This window comes from Bradyrhizobium sp. AUGA SZCCT0182 (genome assembly GCF_018130185.1).
Classification (GTDB): Bacteria; Pseudomonadota; Alphaproteobacteria; order Rhizobiales; family Xanthobacteraceae; genus Bradyrhizobium.
In genome coordinates this window covers 18,670-40,264 of record NZ_JAFCLY010000016.1, presented here as the reverse complement: position 1 = coordinate 40,264, position 21,595 = coordinate 18,670, and the positions used below count along the sequence as shown (strand labels likewise).

The window sequence follows — 21,595 nt, the reverse complement described above, 5'->3', positions numbered from 1 at the left end:
CGGCGGGTACGATGGCGGCCTTTGGAGCAACGGTGATACGGGCGGGCAGGCGTTTCCTGTCCTCGCTACCGGCGCTGTTTGGCGTGCTCGTGTTCACCTTCCTGCTGATGCGGGTGCTGCCGGGCGATCCGGCGGTGTTCTTCGCCTCCGGGCCGAACTCCGGCAAGGAGGAGATCGAGGTCATCCGCAAGCAGATGGGCCTCGACAAGCCGATGCCCGAACAACTGATGCTCTATCTCTATGACGTCGGCAGCGGCAATCTCGGTCGGTCGATGATGACCGGCCAAATGGTCACGAAGGATCTGCGCGAGCGGCTGCCGGCCTCGCTGGAACTGACGCTTACGGCGCTGCTGATCGCGCTGGTGTCGGCGGTGCCCCTCGGTGTGCTGGCAGCGCTCAGACCGGGCTCCATCATCGACCACGGCGTGCGATTTTTCTGCGCGCTCGGCGTCTGTGTCCCGACATTCGTCTCGGGCCTGTTGCTGATCTATGTTTTCTATTACCTGCTCGGGCTTGCGCCTGATCCGACCGGCCGGGTCGATATCTTCGCATCGCTGCCGCCGAGGCGAACCGGTTTCCTGTTGATCGATTTCCTGATCGCCGGCGATTTCGATGGCTGGTGGGCCGCCTTCCGGCAACTGATCCTGCCGGCGCTCAGCATGGCGCTGTTCGTGGTGGCGCCGCTGGCGCGCATCACGCGCGCCTCGATGCTGGTCTCGCTGGGCAGTGATTTCGTGCGCACCGCGCGCTCCATGGGCCTTCCGTGGTGGAAAATCGTCGTCACCTATGCACTGCGCAACGCCATCCTACCGGTCATCACCATCGCCGGCATCGTGTTCTCGACCATGCTCGGCGCCAATGTGCTGGTGGAAAAGGTATTCTCGTGGCCGGGCGTCGCTTCCTACGCGCTCGATGCGTTGCTGTCTTCCGATTATGCGCCGGTGCAAGGCTTCGTGCTGCTGATGGCGACCGTGTTCGTGATCGTCAATTTGTTGGTGGACATCCTCTATGGTATCGCCGATCCCAGGGTGACAATCGGATGACCAGTGCGACATTACGCCATGCCGGCTGGATCCTGCGCGGCAATCCGCTCACCGGTGTCGCCGCGACCGGCGTTTTCCTGCTGGTGTTGATTGCGATCTTCGGGCCCTGGATCGTGCCGTACGATCCGATCGTCTCGAATGTATCGCAGGCGCTGCAGCCGCCGAGCGCGGCGCACATCGCAGGCACCGATCAGCTCGGCCGCGACGTATTCAGCCGCCTCATCGTCGCGGCACGGCTCGACCTTGCCATCGCCGTCTCGGCGGTCGGGATCTCCTTTGCCATCGGCGCCGTCATCGGCGCGATCTGCGGCTATACCGGCGGCCGTCTCGATCGCGGCGTCGGCCGCTTTGTCGACGTCGTGATGGCTTTTCCGCTTTTCGTGCTGGCGATGGCGATGGTCGCGGCCCTCGGCAACCGGGTCGAGAACATCATCATCGCGACCGCCATCATCAATCTGCCGTTCTACATCCGCTTTGCGCGGGCGGAGGTGAACGTCCGCCGCAATGTCGGCTGGGTCGAGGCGGCGCGCGCCTGCGGCGACAGCCACATCTCGGTCGTGCTGCGCTTCCTGCTGCCGAACGTGCTGCCGGCCATGGCGGTGCAGATATCGCTCAATCTCGGCTGGGCGATCCTCAATGCGGCCGGACTGTCCTTTATCGGTCTCGGCGTCAAGCCGCCGACGCCGGAATGGGGCATCATGGTTGCCGAAGGCGCGCGCTTCATTTCGACGGGCAAATGGTGGCTGGTTGCATTCCCCGGGTTGGCGCTGATGCTGACTGTGCTGTGCTTCAACCTCCTCGGCGACGGGGTGCGCGATATTCTCGACCCCCGCATGCGCACATGACCCCATCGCTGCTGGCACTGGACGACCTGCACGTCACTTTCTCGACACGGCGTGGTCTTGTCGAGGCGGTGCGTGGCGTCACGCTGTCGCTCGGTGCGGGCGAGATGCTCGGCCTGGTCGGCGAGAGCGGTTCGGGCAAGTCCGTGACGGGTTTTGCGATCACGCGGCTGCTCGATGCGGCCGGCCGTATCACGGCAGGCAATATCCGGTTTCGCGGGCAGGACATCACGCGGATATCAGGGAGTGATTTCCGTTATCTGCACGGCGCGGCGATGGCGATGATCTTTCAAAATCCTCGCGCAGCGCTCAATCCAATCCGTGCCGTCGGCGACCAGATCGCCGATGCCATCACGGCTCATAAGCGAATGCCGCGGGATCAGGCGCGCGCGCAGGCGCTGGAACTGTTGCGCGCCGTGCAAATCCGCGATCCCGAAAAGCGGATGTCCGCTTATCCGCACGAACTCTCCGGCGGTATGTGCCAGCGTGTGATGATCGCGATGGCGATTTCCTGTAATCCCGCACTGCTGATCGCCGACGAGCCCACTACCGGCCTCGACGTTACGACGCAAAAGGTCGTGATGGATTTGTTGACCGGGATTGCGGCCGAGCGCGGCATGGCGACCATTCTGATCACCCATGACCTCGGTCTCGCCGCCCGTTACTGTCGTCGCGTCGTGGTGATGGAGCAAGGCCGGCTGGTCGAGGAGGCCGAACCGCTGACACTGTTCCGAGCGCCGCAGCATTCCTACACCAAGCGCCTTGTTGCTGCTTCGCCCACGGCGACGTCCCGGATCGCGGATTTGGTGCCGGAAGAGGAGAGGGGTCGAGAAGTGGCGATCCAGGTCGCACCCAAATCGCCGGCTGCTCCGGGCACGCCGCCGCTGCTGGAGGTGCAGAAACTCGCAAAGCGGTTCGATCAGGGGGCCCCGGCGGTCGCGGACTTTTCGATGATGATCAATGCCGGCGAGAGCGTCGGCTTGGTCGGCGAGTCGGGTTCCGGCAAGAGCACGACATCGCGCATCATCTGCCGGTTGATCGATCCGAGCGAGGGCGAGATCGCGTTCGAAGGACAGTCGATCGGCCATATCCCGGCCCGCGATTTTCACCGCTCGCCGTTTCGCAAGGATATCCAGATCGTCTTTCAGGATCCGAACGACAGCCTCAACCCGCGCTTCACCGCCTTTGACTGCATCGCCCATCCGCTGTTGCGGCTGGGTGGCATGCGCGCCGGCGACGCGCTGCGGCAGCGGGTGGAGGAGTGTGCACGACGGGTCGGATTGGGGGTCGAATTGCTGACGCGCTTCCCGCATCAGCTTTCGGGCGGCCAGAAGGCTCGTGTTGGCATTGCCCGCGCCATCGCCTGCCGGCCGCGCCTCCTGGTGCTGGACGAGCCGACGGCGGCGTTGGATGTATCGGTACAGGCGGTGGTGCTGCAACTGCTCGACCGGCTGCGACGTGAGGATGACTTGGCCTTCCTCTTCGTCAGCCACGACCTCAACGTCGTTCGCATGATGTGCGACCGGACCATCGTGCTGCAAAATGGCCGCATCGTCGAACAGGGCGAGAGCCGGGCGATGTTCGACAATCCGAAAACCGCTTACACACGTGAGCTGGTTGAAGCCGTGCCGCATATCGAGCCGGAACTGGTTGCATCCGTAACCTGATATTGACGGGCGCGACAGCCGCAAAAGCCGCTTTCGCCGACCACCGATAGGCCGTCAAGTCCGGCCCCCGGCGGCCAGCGCGGCATAGAGCGCACGGGCGAGATCGGCGGGGCTTTGACGTTTCAGGCTTTGGCGTTTCAGGCTTTGGCGTTCCATCCCGTAGGTCCTCTTTTTCGATGCGCAATGACGGCGGAGTGCGGCAAATCAACCCGACGGGCAAATCAGTTCTGATTTACGGAATTCGTGTCAAGTCCCAAGATAAAAAAAGATTTCTGTTTACCAGAAGGAAAATCAGAGGTATGTGTTTGGCCATCCCGTCCTACTCAGAAGGGCGTCGGCCGTCGTCACGGACGTTGGGCGGGTTGCGGTGGACGCTTGTTTACGCTGAGACGACGGCGTGGATTAAGCGTACGGCAAAACCGTGTGGTCCTGGCGCCCGTTGCCGGCGTCAAGCTGTCGGAGAAGCGTGAGCGGAAACGATAGCGACGGAGTCAACCAAGAACTCGTCTCCGGGGAGATCACGGCATAAGCCGTAAAGCCATTGCGCAGGGAAGGCCGGGTGTTCACCGCTGCCCTGTATGCTCGTGTGCACTTTGTTCTGTGCAAACCGCACGCGAGACCGCGGGTGCAGCGCGCACCCGGTCTTCCCTGCGCCCTCTATTTTTCGAGGGCAAGGAATTTCTGGCAGAGCTCGGGCATATTAGGCCGCGAGATCGCGGATTCATGTCCGCGTGTTCATGCTGGGCAATCTGTTCTCTACAGTTTCGAGCCATTCAAATTTTGAAACGCAGGCGATCGCTTGATGGCAATCACGTCAGGGCGTATCGATTGTCCGGCGCTGACGTTGGTCGCGCAGGGTGCGTTTCTCTGAGCACATTGTGGCCTTCGCGGCCGCCCGCCATGGGCGCGAACAAGGAAGAGGATCCGAGCAGTCATGCAATCAGACACGGATAGCGAATCTGCCGGCGCAGAGATGCATCGGTCCATTATGACGGCCTTCTGCGATGTCCTTCGTACCACCCAGCTGCCGCCCATGACCGTCATGAGCCTTGCCGCGTCCGCGCTCGGAGCCGTCTACAGGGAAGTCGCCGATCAGCATCGTTGTGATGACGGTTGTCCCTGCGGCTGGAAGCCGAATCTGCGTGCCGATGTCGAGGCTTTGCAGGCGGCGCTGGCAGCGAAAACACAGACTGTCCCGTCCAGTGACTTGCGCGTCATGCAAGCCGTCGGACGTGCATGAGTCATGCGCGACCCCGGCCGACCTTGTGCGTAGCGGTTGGCTTTGAACGCCGCCGTCGACGCTGATCCCGCCGTCTGCTTCGGAAATATTGTCATGTTCACGGCCGGTGATCGACGGGGGCGGATCGAAGGCGCGCCCCGAGCTTGTGCTCGCCGGTGTGCCTGCGCCTGGCGCCAAAATGGCAAATGACGGCATCGAGGCTTTCGCCGGGCATTCGTAACCTGCGCCCATGCTCGGCCAGCCAGACCTCGATCGTTGCGATCGACGCCTTCCCAAGCCCGGGTATTTCCGAAAGCTCGTGCTTTGTGTGCAACGATAGTATTTCCGGCAGGAAAGCAGCGCGATCGGCCGTGTGCCGTACCACCAACGGTGCGTACGGCGCATTTTCCGTCAACTGAATGATCCGATCCGGCAAAACTGGTTCAGGTTTAACGGTCGTGCTCTTTGTCTTGGCCATATGAGACAGACTCACCTTTGACATGACGGGCAGGCTGAATTGGATCGCTTCTAGGTCTGCTCGCAAAAAAGCGCGGTTGCGTCAAATCTCACGGCGCATTCATGCGTGTGCGTTGCAGGAGAGGTTTGGAATATTTCTAATGGTGACAGGATTTCGGCTTGTTGCTCCAATGACTGGCTTTTTAAGCAAGGCGAGCGAGCCGTCTGGATCGTTTTCGATGGTTCTTTCAAATTGTTCTAAGCTTGGTTCGATACCTAATTTTGATCGATTCAAGATCGACTTCACCCGATGCGATCGTCCTGATGTGAGTGACAACGATCAGGTTCCTGTCCTTGCGACTCGTTCCTGGTGTTATGTGATGTCATGATCAACGCCCGAAATCGGGGCCTATTGAGCTGAACGTGATGAGCATGAGCATGTTTTTGGCTGAGCGGGAATTGACGGAACTGATTGCGTGGCGGCACCAGCTCCACAGCAAGCCCGAATTGTCAGGGCAGGAAGAGAAGACCGCGCAAGCAGTGAAGGCGCTTCTCCATGCAACTGGTGCCGACAAGGTCGTCACGGGACTTGGCGGGCATGGCCTGCTCGGGATCTACCAAGGAGATGCACCTGGCCCGACGATCATGCTTCGCGCCGAGCTGGATGGATTGCCGATCCAGGAGATCTCGGCTCTGCCGTATCGGTCGTCGGAACCAGGAAAAGCGCATCTTTGCGGTCACGACGGTCACATGACGATTTTGGCGGCGGTGGCGCGCGGCTTGGATCGTCAGCGCCCGCAACGAGGGCGGGCCGTACTGCTGTTTCAACCGGCGGAAGAGGATGGATCTGGCGCCGCTGCTGTCCTCGCCGACGAGAAGTTTGAGCAGGTGCAGCCCGATTTTGTGCTCTCGTTGCACAATTTGCCGGGACTTCCTCTTGGGCAAGTTTCGATCGCCGAGGGGCTGGTCAACTGCGCCTCTCGCGGTATGCAGATCAAACTGTCCGGGCGAACCTCGCACGCGTCGAGCCCCGAACTCGGTGTTTCGCCGCAGGCAGCCATCGCGAGACTGTTGGACGAGATCGATGCGCTCGGACGGGGCGGGGCGCTCGACGAAGATTTCTCCATGGTGACCGTCACCCATGCGAGGTTGGGAGAACCGGCGTTCGGCATCTCGCCCGGTCATGCCGAGGTCTGGGCGACACTCAGGACGTTGACCGATTCGAAGATGGACGCCCTTCGCGCGCAGGCCGAAAGCCTGGTCCAGAGCGTGGCGGCAAGCGAAGGACTGAAGGCGGAGATCATCTATCGCGATGTGTTCAATCATTGCATGAATGACGCGGAGGCCGTCGTCCATCTCCGGAGCGCGCTGGAGGCAGGGGGCGTGCCGTATTCCGGGCAGGGGCTGCCGATGCGGGGGTCGGAGGATTTTGGACGTTTCAACTACCGGTCAAAGGCCGCGATGTTTTTCCTGGGGGCGGGCACGCGGCATCCCGGCCTGCATCAGCCGGACTATGATTTTCCGGACGAATTGATCGAAATCGGCTCGCGGGTCTTCATCCGTGCATTACGTAATCTGTTGGGATGAGATGGCGCGCAGCTGACGTCACGCGCGTGATTGAATTTCGCGCGCAGCTTGCAAATTTAGAACGCTTAAAAACTCAGGTATAGTTTAGAACGATTGGAAACTGCGCGGTGTTGCTCGATCGCCACTGATGCAATCTGTTGTGCGCACGCGCCGTTACCTTAGATAGCTTCTACTCGCTGTTTCCACTCGCGAAGATAGAACGGCCTCAGGGACCTGCTTATGGGCTTTGGGGTGGAAGTATGACGTATAAGATTGCGACCAGAAATGTTGTGCGCGCTGTTTCGTTGGGCGCGGTAAGTTATCTTGCTCTTTCGCTCGATTTTGCCAGCGGTCAGAAAGCGTTCGCGCAGAGCTTGCCGCCCGTCACCGTAGATGCTCCGACGCAGCAGCGAGCGCGGCCCGCGGCACGGAGAACGCAGCCGTCCACGTCGCGCGTGCAACGCCGTGTCGCCGCGCCGGCGCCTCGCCGCATCGAACCGGTTCCGTATCTGACGCCTTCGACCGGAACACTCGGTGCGCCCCCGGCCCCCTATGCGGGCGGGCAGGTGGCGACGGGCGGAAGCCTCGGCCTTCTCGGCAACCGCGGCGTGATGAATTCGCCGTTCAACCAGACCAGCTACACTGCGGAATTGATTGCGAATCAGCAGGCCCGCACGATTCGTGACGTGCTGGCGAATGATCCTTCGGTCAGAGTGATACAGGCGGCAGGTGGCGGCGCCGACGGTCTGTTCATTCGCGGCTTCTATTACGACAGCGGCGATTACAGTTTGAACGGCCTGGCCGGCATCGCGCCATACTACTCCACGGGTGCAAATTTCGTCGAGCGCGTCGAGGTTCTGAAGGGTCCGAGCGCCTTGCTCAACGGCATGACGGTTGGCGGCACCGGTGCGACGAGCGGCGGCGCTGTCGGCGGCACCGTCAATCTCATCACCAAGCATGCTCCGGATGTCGATATTACGCGGCTGACGGGGACCTACGTTTCCAGATCGCAGTTCGGACAGATCACCGACGTCAGCCGGCGCTACGGCGAGCACAAGGAGTGGGGCGTCCGGCTGAATAGCACCTATTCCAACGGCGGCACCCCGTGGAATCGCCAGACCGACGAATTCGGCAACGCTGTCCTGGGCCTTGATTATCGGGGCGAGAACGCGCGCGTGGAAGTCGATATCGGCTATCAGGCCGACAATCTGAATCCGCCGCTGCGCTTCTTCAACACGCCTGGAACCACGGCCGCACCCGCGACGCAGTTCATTCCCGCGCCGCCGAAGGCGGGGCTCAATTTCCAGGTTCCGTGGGCCTATTACACGCCGACGGACTTTTTCTCGACCGTAAGGAGCGAGGTGGATCTTGCCGACAACCTAACCGCCTATGCGGCTTTTGGTTATCACGACAGCAACATCAACTATGCCTACCCTTCGCCCAACATCTCCAATATCGCGCCCGGTGCCATAACGATCCCTCCGGGAACGTTGCAGGCGGGAGGCTTGTGGTCGCGACCGCTGATGGGGAGTGAGAGGTTCGAGACGCTCGCGGGCGAGGCTGGCGTTCGTGCAACGGTGGACACCGGTCCCGTTAGACATGCCTTGAACTTCAACTATTCGGAGAACGACCGAACCTATGACCAGCAGGTCCGGACGCGGTCCGCTAATGCCCTGACCGATATTATTTTCTGGAACCTCTACACCGAGCCGACCAATATTCCCAAGCCCAACTTCACGACATTGTCGGCCAGTCAGGTCACCCACGTGAATCTGTCGAGCTTTGGCGTTTCCGATACGATGTCGACGTGGAACAATCGCGTCCAGTTGACCGTCGGTGTCCGTCGCCAGACCGCAGGGAGTGAGATCAACAACGTATTTGCTACAGTGGCCAATCCGAACCGGCCGTTCCAGTCTGAAAGCGTGTGGACCCCGGCCTATGCCCTCGTGGTCAAGCCGGTCGAGAATATCTCGCTTTACGCAAACTACATCGAAGGACTCCAGACACCGACCGTCGTTGGCGGCGCTTTCACCAACGTGGGTACCGTATTCCCGCCCAGCAAGACCACCCAGGCCGAGGCCGGTGTCAAGTTCGATACGGGCCGCCTGACCACGACCCTCAGTATGTTCGAGATCGAGCAGGCGAGCATTATCGCGGTGGGAACGGGCGTGACGGCGACCCAGCAACTTAACGGCAGGCAGCGCAATCGCGGCACTGAACTCAATGTGTTCGGCGAAATAACCCCCGAATTCCGGGTGCTTGGCGGCGTGGCGTTGATCGACGGCAGGCAGGTTGCCACGCCCACCGTGGCCGGCGTGAATACCGACGGCAGGAAGGCGGTCGGCGTGCCCGGCTTCAACGCCAACATCGGTGCGGAGTGGGATACGCCGTTGCGCGACCTGACACTCACGGGCAGGGTGATCTATACCGCCTCGCAGTATGCCAACGTGACCAATACCCTTTCCATCCCGGAATGGACGAGGGTTGATCTCGGAGCGCGTTATACCCTGACGTCTCCGTGGAACGGAAAGCCGATCGTGATCCGTGCCAATGTCGAGAACGTCTTCAACAAGACCTATTGGGCGTCGGCCTACAGCGGTGTGATCACGCTTGCCGCGCCGCGCACCTATCTCCTGTCGACGACGTTCAACTTCTGAACGCTGCGTCGTTTTCCGGCAGTGCGTGCCGTCGCGGATTTCATCCGCGGCGGCATTGTCTTGTTCGGGGGTCGTTCTCATTCCGACGGAATTGATGACAATGCGATGAAAAAAACTTGAGAGCTGGTGTCCGATTTCCAGAACGAAAAATGTTCCAGCTTGGATGATTAGAATTCGACAAAATACGGATCACCTTGCAAATCAGTCACTTGCCGCGCGCGCCCGGTCGCTGCGCGGAGGTTGTATTTTCCACTAACGCGCCACCTTGGAGCTATTAAAAACTGCGTCGCCGATATTGCTTTGACCATCATTTGCTTCTGACCTAGTCAGACGCCGTTGCTTCGTTTTTCTGAAAGGTGCCGGCCATGATGGTTTTTGACAGAGACGACGTCACCTTCACCGTCGTCATCAATCACGAAGAGCAATATTCGATCTGGCCGACGTTCAAGGATATTCCAAACGGCTGGACGGCAGTCGGCAAGACCGGCACCAAGAAGGAATGCCTGGATCACATCGAGCAGGTGTGGACCGACATGCGTCCCCTGACGCTGCGCAAATTCATGGACGAAGCGCCTCCTGCGCCGAAATCGGCTTAGCAAGCGGAGCCCGTCTTCCGATGCGGCTTTTTTGTCTGCCATACTCCGGCGGCAGCGCCATGTTCTATGCGCGGTGGCGCAGGCTGCTGCCCGCTTGGATCGACGTCCGGCCGGTCGAGTGGCCCGGACGCGGCGCGCGGATGGACGAGCCATTGGCGACCGATCCGCGAGCACTCGCCGTGCAACTGGCCGCAGAGATCGACGCACAGCTTGATGGTCCTTATGCGCTGTTCGGGCACAGCCTCGGCGCGCTGATTGGGTTTGAGGTTGCCCACAGCCTGCTCGATCGCGGCGCATCCGCGCCGGCCATCTTCTTCGGGTCGGGCACGGAGGCGCCGGCCGTTCGAGACGGAAGCAAATGGCGCCTGCCGCTGAGCGACGAAGCGCTGCTGAAGGAACTGCGCAATCTTCAGGGGACGCCCGACGAAGCACTGGCGAATGCGGAACTCATGCGATCGGCGCTGCCGGTGCTGCGCGCCGATTTCCTGATGTGCGGCGCCTATAACTATCGGCCGCGGCGTCCGCTGCCGTGTCCCGTCCACATCTTCGGCGGCATCGACGACGAGACCAGCCGCCAGTCGCTGGAAGCCTGGCAGCAGGAGACCTCAGCCGAATTCGCGCTCGACATGCTGCCGGGACATCACTTCTTCATTCACACGCAGCAAGCCGAACTGCTCGACCTGGTCGGATCGGCCCTGGCCCGGCAATCGGGACGGTCGATGGGTTCGCATTGGAGCAAGGATCATGAGCGCATTCGCCGTCCTGCCACTCGTTGAAGGCAAGAGCCTTCCGTTGTTGCTGAAGGCCGACAAGGCAGGGCAGCCGCTCGGCGCGGCGCTTCCGATGCTGCGCGATACCATCGACCGGCATTTGATCGATTGCGGCGGCATCGTGTTTCGTGACTTCTCTCTCGATGGCCCCGACGCGTTCCGGGCTTTCGCGGCCGATTTTGGCCATCCGCTGCTCAGCTACGAGTTCGGATCGACGCCGCGCTTGCAGGTCACTTCTGGCGTCTACACGTCCACCGAATACCCGCCGCACCAGCATATTCCGCTACATAACGAGCAGGCCTATACAAGGGATTGGCCGATGAAGATCTGGTTCTATTGCATGCAGCCGGCACAAGAGGGCGGCGAGACGCCGATCGCCGACAGCCGCGCGATCCATCGAGACATGCCGTCAGCCATTCGGGAGCGTTTCGCCGAGAAGGGCGTCATGTATGTCCGCAATTACGGCAACGGCCTCGATGTCGACTGGCAGCAGGTGTTCGGCACCGATTCCAGGTCGGAGGTCGAGGCCTATTGCGCCCGCCATGACATCGACTGTGAATGGAAAGAAGACGGCGAGCTGCGGACGCGCCAGATCTGCCAGGGCACGGCACGTCACCCCGTAACGGGCGACTGGGTCTGGTTCAATCAGGCTCATCTGTTTCACGTCTCGAATCTCGAGCCGGAGGTGCGTGAGAGCTTGCTCGACGTTGTCGGCGACGAGGTCGAGCTGCCGCGCAACGTGTTCTACGGCGACGGGGCGCCGATCGACGACGAGACGCTGACCACCGTGCGCAACGTGCTGGAGGCGCACAAGATCAGCTTTCCCTGGCAGGCCGGCGATGTCGTCATGCTCGACAACATGCTCACCGCGCATGCGCGCGCGCCGTTCAAGGGCCCGCGCAAGGTGATCGTCGCCATGGCCGAGGCGCATCGGCAGAGCTGATCGTCCCTCGCTGCCCGCGAGGCGGAGATTTCCGGACTGGATTTCGAGAAAATGCATCAAGACAGTCTCGTCGAACGACTACGCGGCCACGCAGCGTTGCGTCCGGATCGGGTGGCGTTGCGCTTCCTCGAAGGCGATGATGTCGCCGGCGAATTGACGTTCGCCGCTCTCGATACAAGGGTTCGCGCCGTCGCGTCCCGGTTGCAACAATTGGGCGGCGCGGGCGAGCGGGCGGTCATCCTGCTGCCCAGCGGGCTCGACTATGCCGTGGCATTCTATGCGTGTCTTTACGCGGGTGTGATCGCGGTTCCGGCGTATCCGCCTGAAGGTGCTGCCGATCGCTATGCAGGTCGCCTCAACGGCATTCTGCGCGACGCGACGCCGCGCTTCATTCTGACGGAAACAAATCTGCGGGCCGCCGTGGAAGCGGCGATCCCCGAACAGGCCAATGTCCGGATTATCGAAGTTGATGCGGTTTCGTCTGAACTCGCTGCGCAATGGCGAGAGACAAGTCCTGCGGCGAATGCTGTCGCTTTCCTGCAGTACACGTCGGGGTCGACGTCGCAACCGAAGGGGGTTTGCGTCTCGCACGCCAATCTGACGGCTAACGAGAAGGCCATCCAGGCCGTCACAGGAGGAACGCTCGACGATGTTTTCGTCAGCTGGCTGCCGCTCTATCACGACATGGGACTAATCGGTGGACTGCTGAATCCACTGTTCACCGGCTTTACCGCTGTCTTGATGTCGCCGCGCAATTTTCTCGAGCGGCCTCGACGGTGGCTTGAGGCTATCGACCGTCACGGCGGAACGTTGAGCGGTGGCCCCGATTTTGCCTACGCGTTGTGTGCCGATCGGGTTTCCGATGACACGATCGGCCGGCTCGACCTGAGCCGTTGGAGATTCGCATTCTCCGGCTCGGAGTTTGTCCGCAAAACCACGCTTCAGAGATTCGGCGAGCGATTTGAGCGGACCGGTTTTGATCGACGTGCGTTAACCGCCTGCTACGGTCTGGCTGAGGCGACGCTGCTGGTGACGGCAGGAAGCCCAACGACCGAATCCGTCAGCCATACGCTCGATACAGCGGCGCTCGCGGCGGGTCGTATTGCGAACGCCGGTGAAGGTACCGACCTGGTGGCCTGCGGTCAAACGGTCGGCGATCACGTCACGCGCATCATGCGCACGGATGGATCGACGGTCACAGAGGCTGACGAGGTCGGCGAGATCTGGGTCGCCGGTCCCAGCGTTGGGCTCGGGTACTGGAATAATCCGGAGGCCACGTCCAAGGCATTCGTCGAGCGGGATGGCATGCGCTGGCTGCGCACCGGAGATCTCGGCTTCATTCGAGACGGCACGCTGGTCGTCACCGGCCGGCTCAAGGATCTCCTGATCGTCCGCGGGCAGAACGTCTATCCGACGGATGTCGAGCAGGCGGTGGAGGCCGACGTCGAGTTGGTTCGCAGCGGCCGGGTGGCCGCTTTTGCGGTCGAGATCGACGGACGGGAAAGCATTGGAGTCGCGGCCGAGTTCAGCCGTGTTGTTCTTAGGCGCAGTGATCCCGGGGTTCTTGCTCAGGCCATCGGCGAGGCTGTGCTTCGACAGGCTCAGGAATATCCGGCTGTCATCATCCTGTTGAACCCGCAGGGGATGCCGCTGACGACCAGCGGGAAGCTGCAGCGTTCCGCCTGCAGCGCGCGTTGGGCCGACAACACGCTCGACAGTTTCATGGTCTTCGAAAGAGGGCGTCGTCGCGATGGCGCCGCATTGACGGCGCCCGCGGGCGATACCGAGCGTGCCCTGGCGTCGATCTGGCGCGACGCGCTCGGCGTGCAGGCTGTCCACCGAGAGGACGATTTCTTCGTATTGGGCGGAAACTCGATCACGGCCGGACAGACCGCCGCCGCGATCCGCGAACGTTTCGGCGTAGAGCTGGAATTGCGCAGCTTCTTCGATGCGCCGACGCTCGCAGCCTTCGCAGGGCGGATCGATACCCTGGTGGGTGAAGGCGCAGGACGGGCTCTCCCGTCGATCCAGCGGGCGGCGCCGGCAAGCCGCATGATCTTGTCCCATGCCCAGGAACGGCTGTGGTTTCTCTGGAACATGGACCCCGGCGGAACGGCCTACACGGTTGCCAGCACGGTCCGCCTGAAAGGAAAGCTCGATCATGCCGCCTTGTCGCGGGCGATTGCGGAAATCGTCCAGCGCCATGAGGTGTTGCGCACCACGTTTGCCGCGCACGAAGGCCGCGCAGAGCAGGTGGTTCATGGCTCGCTGAGTGTTGCCATCCGGCACAAGGATCTCCGCCCATATCCCGCGCACGCCCGTGCCGAACACGCCGCGGGGCTCGGTCAGTCCGAACTCGCCAAACCGTTCGATCTCGTCAATGGGCCGTTGTTGCGGGCGGCCCTGTTGCAGTTCGCAGACGATGAGCACGAACTGTTGCTGCTGGCCCACCATATTGTCGTCGATGGCTGGTCGCTCGACGTGATGCTCCAGGAGTTGGCGGGGCTTTATCGCAGCTTCATCCGGGAGGGCGTCGGTCCACCGCCGGTGCCGATGGTTCAATATGCGGATTTCGCAAGCTGGCAACGCGATTGGCTTGCGGGAGGTGAGGCAGACCGGCAGCTAGCTTATTGGCGTTCAAAGCTGGGTGACATGCACCCGGTGCTGGCTCTGCCCCATGACCGGCCGCGTCTGGCGGCGCAAAGCCATGGCGGAGATACGATCGGCGTTACGATCGACGGCGCGTTGGCCGCCCGGCTCCGCGAGATCGCGGGAAAACATCGCGCGAGCGTCTTCATGCTGCTGCTCGCGGCGTATCAGGGGCTGCTATATCGCTATGCGGGCCAGAGCGATGTGCGCGTCGGTGTGCCCGTAGCCGGGCGTCGTCACGCGCAGCTCGAACGATTGATCGGTTGCTTCGTCAATACGCTGGTGCTGCGTGCCGAGATCGTCGATGGAGCGACGTTCCCGGACCTGCTCCAACAGGTCAAGGGAGCGGTGATCGATGCGCTCTCCCATCAGGATCTTCCGTTCGAGATGCTGGTCGATGGTCTGCGGCCTGAACGCAGCGGTGGTCATAACCCGCTGTTCCAGGCGAAGTTCAACTATATGAAGGCGCCGAGCGGATTTGACGGCGTCGAAGGACTTGCTGCCGAGATCGACATCCTGGACCTCGCGGGTTCGCATTTCGATCTCGCGCTTGATATCGTCGATGGCGCCAATGGCATGAAGGCGACCTTCAACTACGCCACCGATCTTTTCGACTCCGCGACGATCTCGCGGCTGGCGACACAGTTCGGCTCGCTGCTCCGCCAGATCGCTGAAGACGCAGAACGCCTTGTGTCGGACTTCGTCATCGACGATGCGAATCGGCAGCTGGTGCCGAGCCAGACCGCTGCGTTCCGATGCACCGATGTGGTCAGTCTTTATCGCGCCTCGACGGCCGATCGACAGACCGCGGTTGCCATCCAATGCGGCAGCGAGAGACTGACTTTCGCGGACCTCGAGCGGAAGTCGGAGGGTATCGCGCGCATGCTCGCTGCCGGGGGAGTGACACGGGAAACGCCTGTTGGGCTCTGGATCGAGCGCTCGCCGGCCTTCGTGACGGCGCTGCTCGGCGTGCTCAAGGCCGGCGGTGCCTATGTGCCGCTCGATCCGAAATGGCCGGTGGAACGGGTCCGAGGCATCCTGGCGGATGGCGGGATCGAGATCGTGTTGGCGTCCGGTGAGAAGCTGGCCGAGGCGCTTACGCTTGATTGCCTTGTGCTCGATGCGGACGCCGACGCCACCTCTGAAGAATTGTCGAGCGCGCCTCCGGGCAGCACGATTCATCCGGCGCAGACCGCTTATGTGATCTACACGTCGGGATCGACCGGGGCGCCCAAGGGCGTCGCCGTGTCGCACGGTGCGCTGGCCAATTATGTCCAGGCCCTGCTGCAACGCGTGCAGCCGTCGCCGAGTGCAAGCATGGCGATGGTTTCTACCGTCGCGGCCGATCTCGGCCACACCGTGCTGTTCGGCGCACTTGCCTCCGGGGCGACGCTGAATCTATTGGTTCCGGAAGCCATCCTCGATGCGGATTTGTTTGCGAAGGCGATGCGGGATGGTGACGTCGGCATTCTCAAGATCGTGCCCAGCCATCTGCGCGGCCTGTTGCAGGCGTCACGCTCGGCCGATCTCTTGCCCCGCGATGTCCTGATTCTCGGCGGTGAGGCCTGCGACGCTGATCTGTTGAACGAAATCCGTCAATTGCGGCCGCAATGCCGAATTCTCAATCACTATGGTCCGACGGAAACGACGGTCGGGGCGGTTACGCATGAATGGGAGCCTGCAGGGGAGGCAGGTCCGGTTCCGATCGGCTTGCCGCTCGCTAATTTGCGCGCCCAAGTGCTGGACGACACTCTAAGCGAGGTGCCGATCGGCGTCACCGGTGAACTCTATATCGGAGGTGCCGGGCTCGCGCGGGGCTATCGTGGTCAGCCTGGCCTGACCGCCGAACGCTTTGTCCCGAATCCGTTCGGACCGGCCGGAGAGCGGCTCTACCGGACCGGGGATCGGGTTCGTTGCGATCAGTCGGGGCGGTTGGTGTTCCTCGGCCGTGGCGACGATCAGATCAAGCTGCGCGGCTATCGCATCGAGCTTGGCGAGGTGGCGCGCGCGGTCAAGGCGTTGCAGGAGATAGACGACGCGGTGGTGATTGCCCGCGCCATTGGGAGAGGCGCCGAACGGCAGGAACTGGTCGTGTACTGCGTTCCCCGCTCCGGCATGGCGCCGACGGCGGAGGCAACCAAGCAGCAACTGGCTGCCGTCCTGCCGGAATACATGGTGCCGTCGCGCGTCGTTCTGCTGGAGCGCCTGCCGCTCACGCCAAACGGCAAGGTGGACCGCAAGGCGCTGCCGGAACCGGATCAAGACACAATTGTCGCGAACTATGCGGCTCCCGAGGGAGAGACCGAGGAGGCCATCGCTGCGATTTGGCGCGAGGTGCTCGGCCGCGAGCAAATTGGCCGCAACGACAATTTCTTTGAACTCGGCGGCGATTCAATTCTCAGCCTGCAGATCATCGCGCGGCTGCGCAAGCGTGGCATTCGTCTGACGCCGAAACAGGTCTTTGGACAGCAAACCGTGGCGCGCCTGGCAAATGTGGCTGTCCTTGCTGCGGTGCCTGCAGCAAGGAAAGAGACATCGAAGACAGAGACGATCGTCGAGAACGAGCGGGTAGCCGGCGTGCATCGCCTGCTGCCGATCCAGACCCGCTTCTTCGATGAGGATTCCGGCAACCGCCATCATTGGAATCAGGCCGTGCTGCTGGTCCCGCAGTCGCGGCTGGACTGGGAAGTGCTGCGGCGTGCGCTTGCTGCGGTCGTGGATCATCACGATGCCCTGCGCTTGCGGTTCGAGCAGGTAGACCGCACGTGGCGGGCAGAATATGGCGCCGCGCCGGCGCCGCCGGAATTGCTGTGGGTTCGCACGGATGTCGGCGACGCGGCGCAGGCCACGGCGATTGCTTCTGCCGCGCAGGCCAGCCTGTCGCTGTCATCGGGTCCCTTGTTGCGCGCGGCAGCAATGGATCTTGCCGATGGCAGTCAACGACTGCTGATCGCGATTCATCATCTGGCGGTTGACGGCGTGTCGTGGCGGGTTCTCCTGGAAGACCTGGCCGCAGCTTACGGCCAGCTGAAGCAGGGCGCTGCCACTGTCTCGCTGCCGCCGAAGAGCGAAACCTATGCATCGTGGGGGGAGCGGCTGCACGCCTATGCGGCCACCCCGGAGCTTGCCGATGAGCTGTCGTTCTGGCTCGCGCGCGGAGCGGGTGCCGACCTGCCATGCGATAATGATCACGGTGATCTGGATCTCGTCGGGGACGGCGAAGAGGTGCCGCTGGTACTCGATGCCGAATTGACGTCGAGGCTGCTGCAGCAAGCGCCATCCGCCTATCGGACGCAGGTCAATGATCTGTTGCTGGCGAGCCTGGTGCGCGCTGTCTCGCGCTGGTGCGGGCTCGAAGATCTGACGATCGAACTCGAGGGGCATGGCCGTGAGGACATTTTTCCCGCGACGGATATTTCCCGCACGGTGGGCTGGTTTACAACAGCGTTCCCGGTGCGGCTCCATGGTGGATCAAGCGACGACGCATCACTGATCAAATCGGTCAAGGAAGAACTCCGCGCCGTCCCGAACCGTGGAATTGGCTACGGCGTGTTGCGCTACCTCGGTTCCGAGGAGCAACGCAGCGCGCTGGCGCGACTGGCGGAACCGCAGATCGTGTTCAACTATCTCGGCCGGTTTGATGGCAGCGTAGGTACTTCCTCGCTTTTCGACTTCGCACCTGAGAGTTCAGGCCCATCACGTAGTGATGCAGGTCACCTCAGAGGTTGGCTGAATATCACGGGTCAGGTGCGCGAGGGATGTTTGCTTCTGTCCATTGGATACGGGCGCAAGCGTTATCGGCGGGAGACGGTTGAACGGTTGGCGCAAATGTACGAGACTGTCCTGCGTGAACTGGTGACGCACTGCTGCAGCGGTGCATCCGGCATTACGCCGTCCGACGTTGCGTTGTCCGGCCTTGACCAGGCCGATCTCGACAGGCTGGGGACTGCTCTGGACCTGCGCGGTGTCGAGGACATCTATCCGCTTTCGCCGATGCAGCAGGGCATGCTGTTCCACGCGCTCCGGGATGGTGCTGACGACGTCTATGTGAACCAGGTCGGGCTCGATGTGTTTGGCTTCGATGCCGGCAAGCTGAAAGCTGCGTGGCAGGCGGTGAGTGACCGGCACGCCGCATTGCGGACCGGCTTCGTCTGGGAGCATTTGTCGGGCTCAGCGCAGCAGGTGGTGTATCGCCATGTGGCGGTGCCCTTTGTCGAGGAAGATTGGCGCGATCGGGCGGCGGCGCTCGATGGCGGCGGCGAACGCGCCGAGCTGGATGCCGCGCTGGCCGAAGTATCTCGGCGTGAGCGCGAAAACGGTTTTGATGTCTCGCGACCCCCACTGCAGCGGGTGCGTTTGATCCGGCTCGATGACGTCAGGCATTGGCTGATCTGGACCCATCATCACATCTTTATCGACGGCTGGAGCTCGGCGCGGCTGGTTGCGGAGGTGTTGCAGCATGTGAGCGGCGGCACGCTGCCGACGGTGCAAGGCAACTATCGCGACTATATCGCGTGGCTGCAGGGCAGGGATCATGCAGCCGCAGCCACGTTCTGGCGTGATGCGCTGGGAAAGCTGGATACGCCAACCTTGCTGGCGAATGCGCGGGCATCGAACGGCATGGCGCCGGAGGCCAAAGGTCACGCCAGCATCGCGCTTGCGGTGAGCGCAGAGCTGACCGAACGGTTGAAGTCATTTGCGAAGCGAGAGCGCGTGACCCTTAACACGCTCATTCAAGGAGCGTGGGCGCAGCTGTTGCGGCGGCGTTCGGGGCAGGGCGCAATCTCGTTCGGGGTGACGGTATCGGGCCGTCCGGCGGAACTGGCAGGCTCCGAGGAGATGGTCGGCCTGTTCATCAACACGCTGCCGATCGTCGACGCACCAAACCCGGAAGCCAGTGTCGGCGATTGGCTGCGCCAGTTGCAGGAGCAGAACCTGGCCTTGCGCGAGCACGGCTGGACGCCGTTGTACGAGATCCAGCGTCTTGCCGGTCATGCCGGGCAGACCCTGTTCGACAGCATCTTGGTGTTCGAAAATTATCCGATCGATGAAGCGTTGCGGAAAACCGGCGAGGGCGGTCCTCGCCTCGGGCGCGTGGAGCACGTCACGCCCACCAACTATGCGCTGGCGGTCGCGGTGTTCGCCGGAGCGGATGCGCTCAATCTGGAGTTCAATTACGACCGGGCCCGTTTTGGCGGAGCCGGGATCGGGCGTCTGCGCGACAGCTTGCGCGGATTGCTGGAGCAGATCGCGGCCAATGCCGAGCGGCCGGTGGGTGATATCGGATTGCCCGACCATGATGAAGCAAGGCGAATTCTGGACTGGAGCTGTGCCTCGAACTTGGCGGCATCACGGTCTTCCTATGTCGGCGTCGTCGCGCAGATCGAGGCGCGGGCCGCGCAGGCGCCTTCGTCGGTCGCGCTGGTGTGGGGCGATGCGTCAGTCAGCTATGGTGAGTTGAACGCCCGCGCGAACCGGCTGGCGCGACGGCTTCGTCGGTGGGGCATTGGTCCGGATCGCCTGGTCGGCCTGGCGCTGGCGCGCAGCCCGGACATGATGGTCGCGCTGCTGGCGGTCCTGAAGGCCGGCGGCGCCTATCTTCCACTCGATCCGGACTATCCGGGCGATCGCCTCGCCCACATGCTGCGCGACAGTGCGACGAAGTTGGTATTGACGGAAAGCGCGCTGCTCAAGCGTTTTGCGCCAGTGCTCCGCGACACCGGGGTCGAGGCCTTGCGCCTGGACGAGCCGCAGCAGTGGCGCGCCGGTGACGATGCAAGCAATCTCGATGTCGAAATCCACCCGGACAGCCTGGCCTATGTGATCTACACCTCGGGTTCGACGGGAACACCGAAGGGCGTGACGGTCTCGCACGGTCCGCTCGCCATGCATTGCGAGGCGATCGGCCGGCTGTACGGCATGAACTCGGGCGATCGGGAGTTTCAGTCGGCTTCGATCAATTTCGACATCGCCCACGAAAGATGGCTGGTGCCGCTGATGACAGGCGGGTCGCTCGTCCTGCCGTCCAGGCCAGGTCTGCTGATCGACGACCTGGTCGGCGAAATCGAGCGTAATTCGGTCACGGTACTCTTCCTGCCTCCGGCCTATGCCGACCAGTTGAGTGAAGCGTTGCGGCACAGCGGCCGACGCCTTTCGCTGAGAGTCTGCATCGTGGGCGGCGAGGCCTGGTCGGATACGGGAATCAAGGCGTTTCGTCGAGCAGTCAATGTCGGGCTTCTGATCAACGCCTATGGTCCGACCGAGACGGTGATCGCGCCGACGGCATGGACTGTCGACGAGGCTGCGTTGACGCCGGGTCAGTACGCGCCGATCGGACGGCCCGTTGGCCTCCGGTCCGCCTACATTCTCGACGCTGAACTCAACATGGTCCCGGCCGGCGTAACGGGCGAGTTGTTCATCGGTGGTATGGGGCTGGCGCGGGGCTACCTGAAACGCGGCGCACTGACGGCGGAACGGTTTATTCCGGATCCGTTCGGTGGCAGCGGCGAGCGTCTCTACCGGACCGGCGATCTGGCGCGGTGGCGGGCTGACGGCGTGATCGAGTATGTCGGACGCGCGGACCATCAAGTGAAGATTCGCGGTTTCCGGATCGAATTGGGGGAGATCGAAGCGCGTTTGCTGGAGCAGCGCGGCGTAAGCGCCGCCGTCGTGGTGGCACGCGAGATAAGGGCGGGACGTCAGCTGATCGCCTACGCAAGCGGCGAGCGGACGCTCGACGGCCAGGCGCTGCGCCAGGCGTTGTCGGCCATGCTGCCCGACTACATGGTTCCCACGACAATCGTGGTGCTCGAGCAACTGCCGCTGACCCCGAATGGCAAAGTCGATCGGCGAGCACTGCCGCCGCCAGACGAGGACGCAGCGGCGCGCCGCCGCTATGCGGCGCCCGAGGACGAAATCGAGATCGCGCTGGCGGAGATCTGGACCAAGTTGCTGGGCGTCGACCGGATCGGACGCAATGATCATTTCTTCGAACTCGGCGGACACTCACTGCTCGCAGTGCGGCTGCTCAGCCGGGTGTCGCAGGATCTCGGCGTGTCGATCCAGATTTCGGATCTGTTCGTTCATCCGGAGCTCGCCCAGTTCGCCCGGATCGTTTCGATCGGGCTGATCGAACGCGAGTTCGATGCGGAAGAACTTCAAGATCTGATCGCATCGGGATTGTGACA

General features: G+C 62.4%; 12 protein-coding genes. 10 read left to right on the top strand and 2 right to left on the bottom strand.

All coding sequences use genetic code 11. The features are described 5' to 3' along the window. The first annotated feature begins 11 nt into the window (after window positions 1-11). From JQ611_RS18375 to JQ611_RS18360, 4 genes are all read left to right on the top strand, one after another. Window positions 12-1,043 (top strand): ABC transporter permease, encoded by a 1,032-nt coding sequence (locus tag JQ611_RS18375; protein ID WP_212263764.1) that lies wholly within the window; start codon window positions 12-14, stop codon window positions 1,041-1,043. Then, the gene (locus tag JQ611_RS18370; protein WP_212263765.1) at window positions 1,040-1,888 is read left to right on the top strand and encodes an ABC transporter permease; all 849 of its coding nucleotides are present in this window, start codon (window positions 1,040-1,042) and stop codon (window positions 1,886-1,888) included. Before JQ611_RS18375 ends, JQ611_RS18370 begins: the two co-directional genes overlap by 4 nt. After that, the gene (gene nikE, locus JQ611_RS18365; RefSeq protein ID WP_212466181.1) at window positions 1,885-3,552 is read left to right on the top strand and encodes an ABC transporter ATP-binding protein; all 1,668 of its coding nucleotides are present in this window, start codon (window positions 1,885-1,887) and stop codon (window positions 3,550-3,552) included. Before JQ611_RS18370 ends, nikE begins: the two co-directional genes overlap by 4 nt. Before the next feature lie 934 nt (window positions 3,553-4,486). Then, window positions 4,487-4,792 (top strand): hypothetical protein, encoded by a 306-nt coding sequence (locus JQ611_RS18360; RefSeq protein ID WP_212386181.1) that lies wholly within the window; start codon window positions 4,487-4,489, stop codon window positions 4,790-4,792. 97 nt (window positions 4,793-4,889) lie between these two features. Here the strand turns inward: JQ611_RS18360 and JQ611_RS18355 are convergent, their stop codons facing one another. Both JQ611_RS18355 and JQ611_RS18350 read right to left on the bottom strand, forming a co-directional pair. Next, window positions 4,890-5,249 carry a hypothetical protein gene (locus JQ611_RS18355; protein ID WP_212270301.1) on the bottom strand — a complete coding sequence of 120 codons (360 nt, stop codon included), beginning with the start codon at window positions 5,247-5,249 and terminating at the stop codon, window positions 4,890-4,892. Window positions 5,250-5,348: 99 nt separating this feature from the next. Continuing rightward, the gene (locus JQ611_RS18350; protein WP_212466180.1) at window positions 5,349-5,522 is read right to left on the bottom strand and encodes a hypothetical protein; all 174 of its coding nucleotides are present in this window, start codon (window positions 5,520-5,522) and stop codon (window positions 5,349-5,351) included. 143 nt (window positions 5,523-5,665) lie between these two features. Between JQ611_RS18350 and JQ611_RS18345 the strand changes: the two genes are divergently transcribed. The 6 genes from JQ611_RS18345 to JQ611_RS18320 all read left to right on the top strand — a co-directional run bounded on the left by JQ611_RS18345 (window position 5,666) and on the right by JQ611_RS18320 (window position 21,593). Further along, the gene (locus JQ611_RS18345) at window positions 5,666-6,814 is read left to right on the top strand and encodes an amidohydrolase (protein ID WP_212466245.1); all 1,149 of its coding nucleotides are present in this window, start codon (window positions 5,666-5,668) and stop codon (window positions 6,812-6,814) included. A 239-nt stretch (window positions 6,815-7,053) separates the two neighbouring features. Next, a complete protein-coding gene (locus tag JQ611_RS18340) occupies window positions 7,054-9,450 on the top strand; it encodes a TonB-dependent siderophore receptor (RefSeq protein WP_212466244.1) in 2,397 nt (798 codons plus the stop codon). A 365-nt stretch (window positions 9,451-9,815) separates the two neighbouring features. Next, window positions 9,816-10,046: an MbtH family protein gene (locus JQ611_RS18335; protein ID WP_212466179.1), complete on the top strand. Its 231-nt coding sequence runs from the start codon at window positions 9,816-9,818 to the stop codon at window positions 10,044-10,046. 20 nt (window positions 10,047-10,066) lie between these two features. Beyond that, window positions 10,067-10,822 carry a thioesterase II family protein gene (locus tag JQ611_RS18330; RefSeq protein ID WP_212466178.1) on the top strand — a complete coding sequence of 252 codons (756 nt, stop codon included), beginning with the start codon at window positions 10,067-10,069 and terminating at the stop codon, window positions 10,820-10,822. After that, window positions 10,791-11,759, top strand: a complete 969-nt coding sequence (locus JQ611_RS18325; RefSeq protein ID WP_212466177.1) for a TauD/TfdA family dioxygenase — start codon at window positions 10,791-10,793, stop codon at window positions 11,757-11,759. Before JQ611_RS18330 ends, JQ611_RS18325 begins: the two co-directional genes overlap by 32 nt. 51 nt (window positions 11,760-11,810) lie before the next feature. Next, a complete protein-coding gene (locus JQ611_RS18320) occupies window positions 11,811-21,593 on the top strand; it encodes a non-ribosomal peptide synthetase (RefSeq protein WP_212466176.1) in 9,783 nt (3,260 codons plus the stop codon). Window positions 21,594-21,595: the final 2 nt, after the last annotated feature.

Coding starts and splice junctions, on each gene's coding strand:
- JQ611_RS18335 (WP_212466179.1), top strand. CDS start 9,816: ATGATGGTTTTTGACAGAGACGACGTCACCTTCACCGTCGTCATCAAT.
- nikE (WP_212466181.1), top strand. CDS start 1,885: ATGACCCCATCGCTGCTGGCACTGGACGACCTGCACGTCACTTTCTCG.
- JQ611_RS18370 (WP_212263765.1), top strand. CDS start 1,040: ATGACCAGTGCGACATTACGCCATGCCGGCTGGATCCTGCGCGGCAAT.
- JQ611_RS18320 (WP_212466176.1), top strand. CDS start 11,811: ATGCATCAAGACAGTCTCGTCGAACGACTACGCGGCCACGCAGCGTTG.
- JQ611_RS18340 (WP_212466244.1), top strand. CDS start 7,054: ATGACGTATAAGATTGCGACCAGAAATGTTGTGCGCGCTGTTTCGTTG.
- JQ611_RS18360 (WP_212386181.1), top strand. CDS start 4,487: ATGCAATCAGACACGGATAGCGAATCTGCCGGCGCAGAGATGCATCGG.
- JQ611_RS18355 (WP_212270301.1), bottom strand. CDS start 5,249: ATGGCCAAGACAAAGAGCACGACCGTTAAACCTGAACCAGTTTTGCCG.
- JQ611_RS18325 (WP_212466177.1), top strand. CDS start 10,791: ATGAGCGCATTCGCCGTCCTGCCACTCGTTGAAGGCAAGAGCCTTCCG.
- JQ611_RS18345 (WP_212466245.1), top strand. CDS start 5,666: ATGTTTTTGGCTGAGCGGGAATTGACGGAACTGATTGCGTGGCGGCAC.
- JQ611_RS18330 (WP_212466178.1), top strand. CDS start 10,067: ATGCGGCTTTTTTGTCTGCCATACTCCGGCGGCAGCGCCATGTTCTAT.
- JQ611_RS18375 (WP_212263764.1), top strand. CDS start 12: ATGGCGGCCTTTGGAGCAACGGTGATACGGGCGGGCAGGCGTTTCCTG.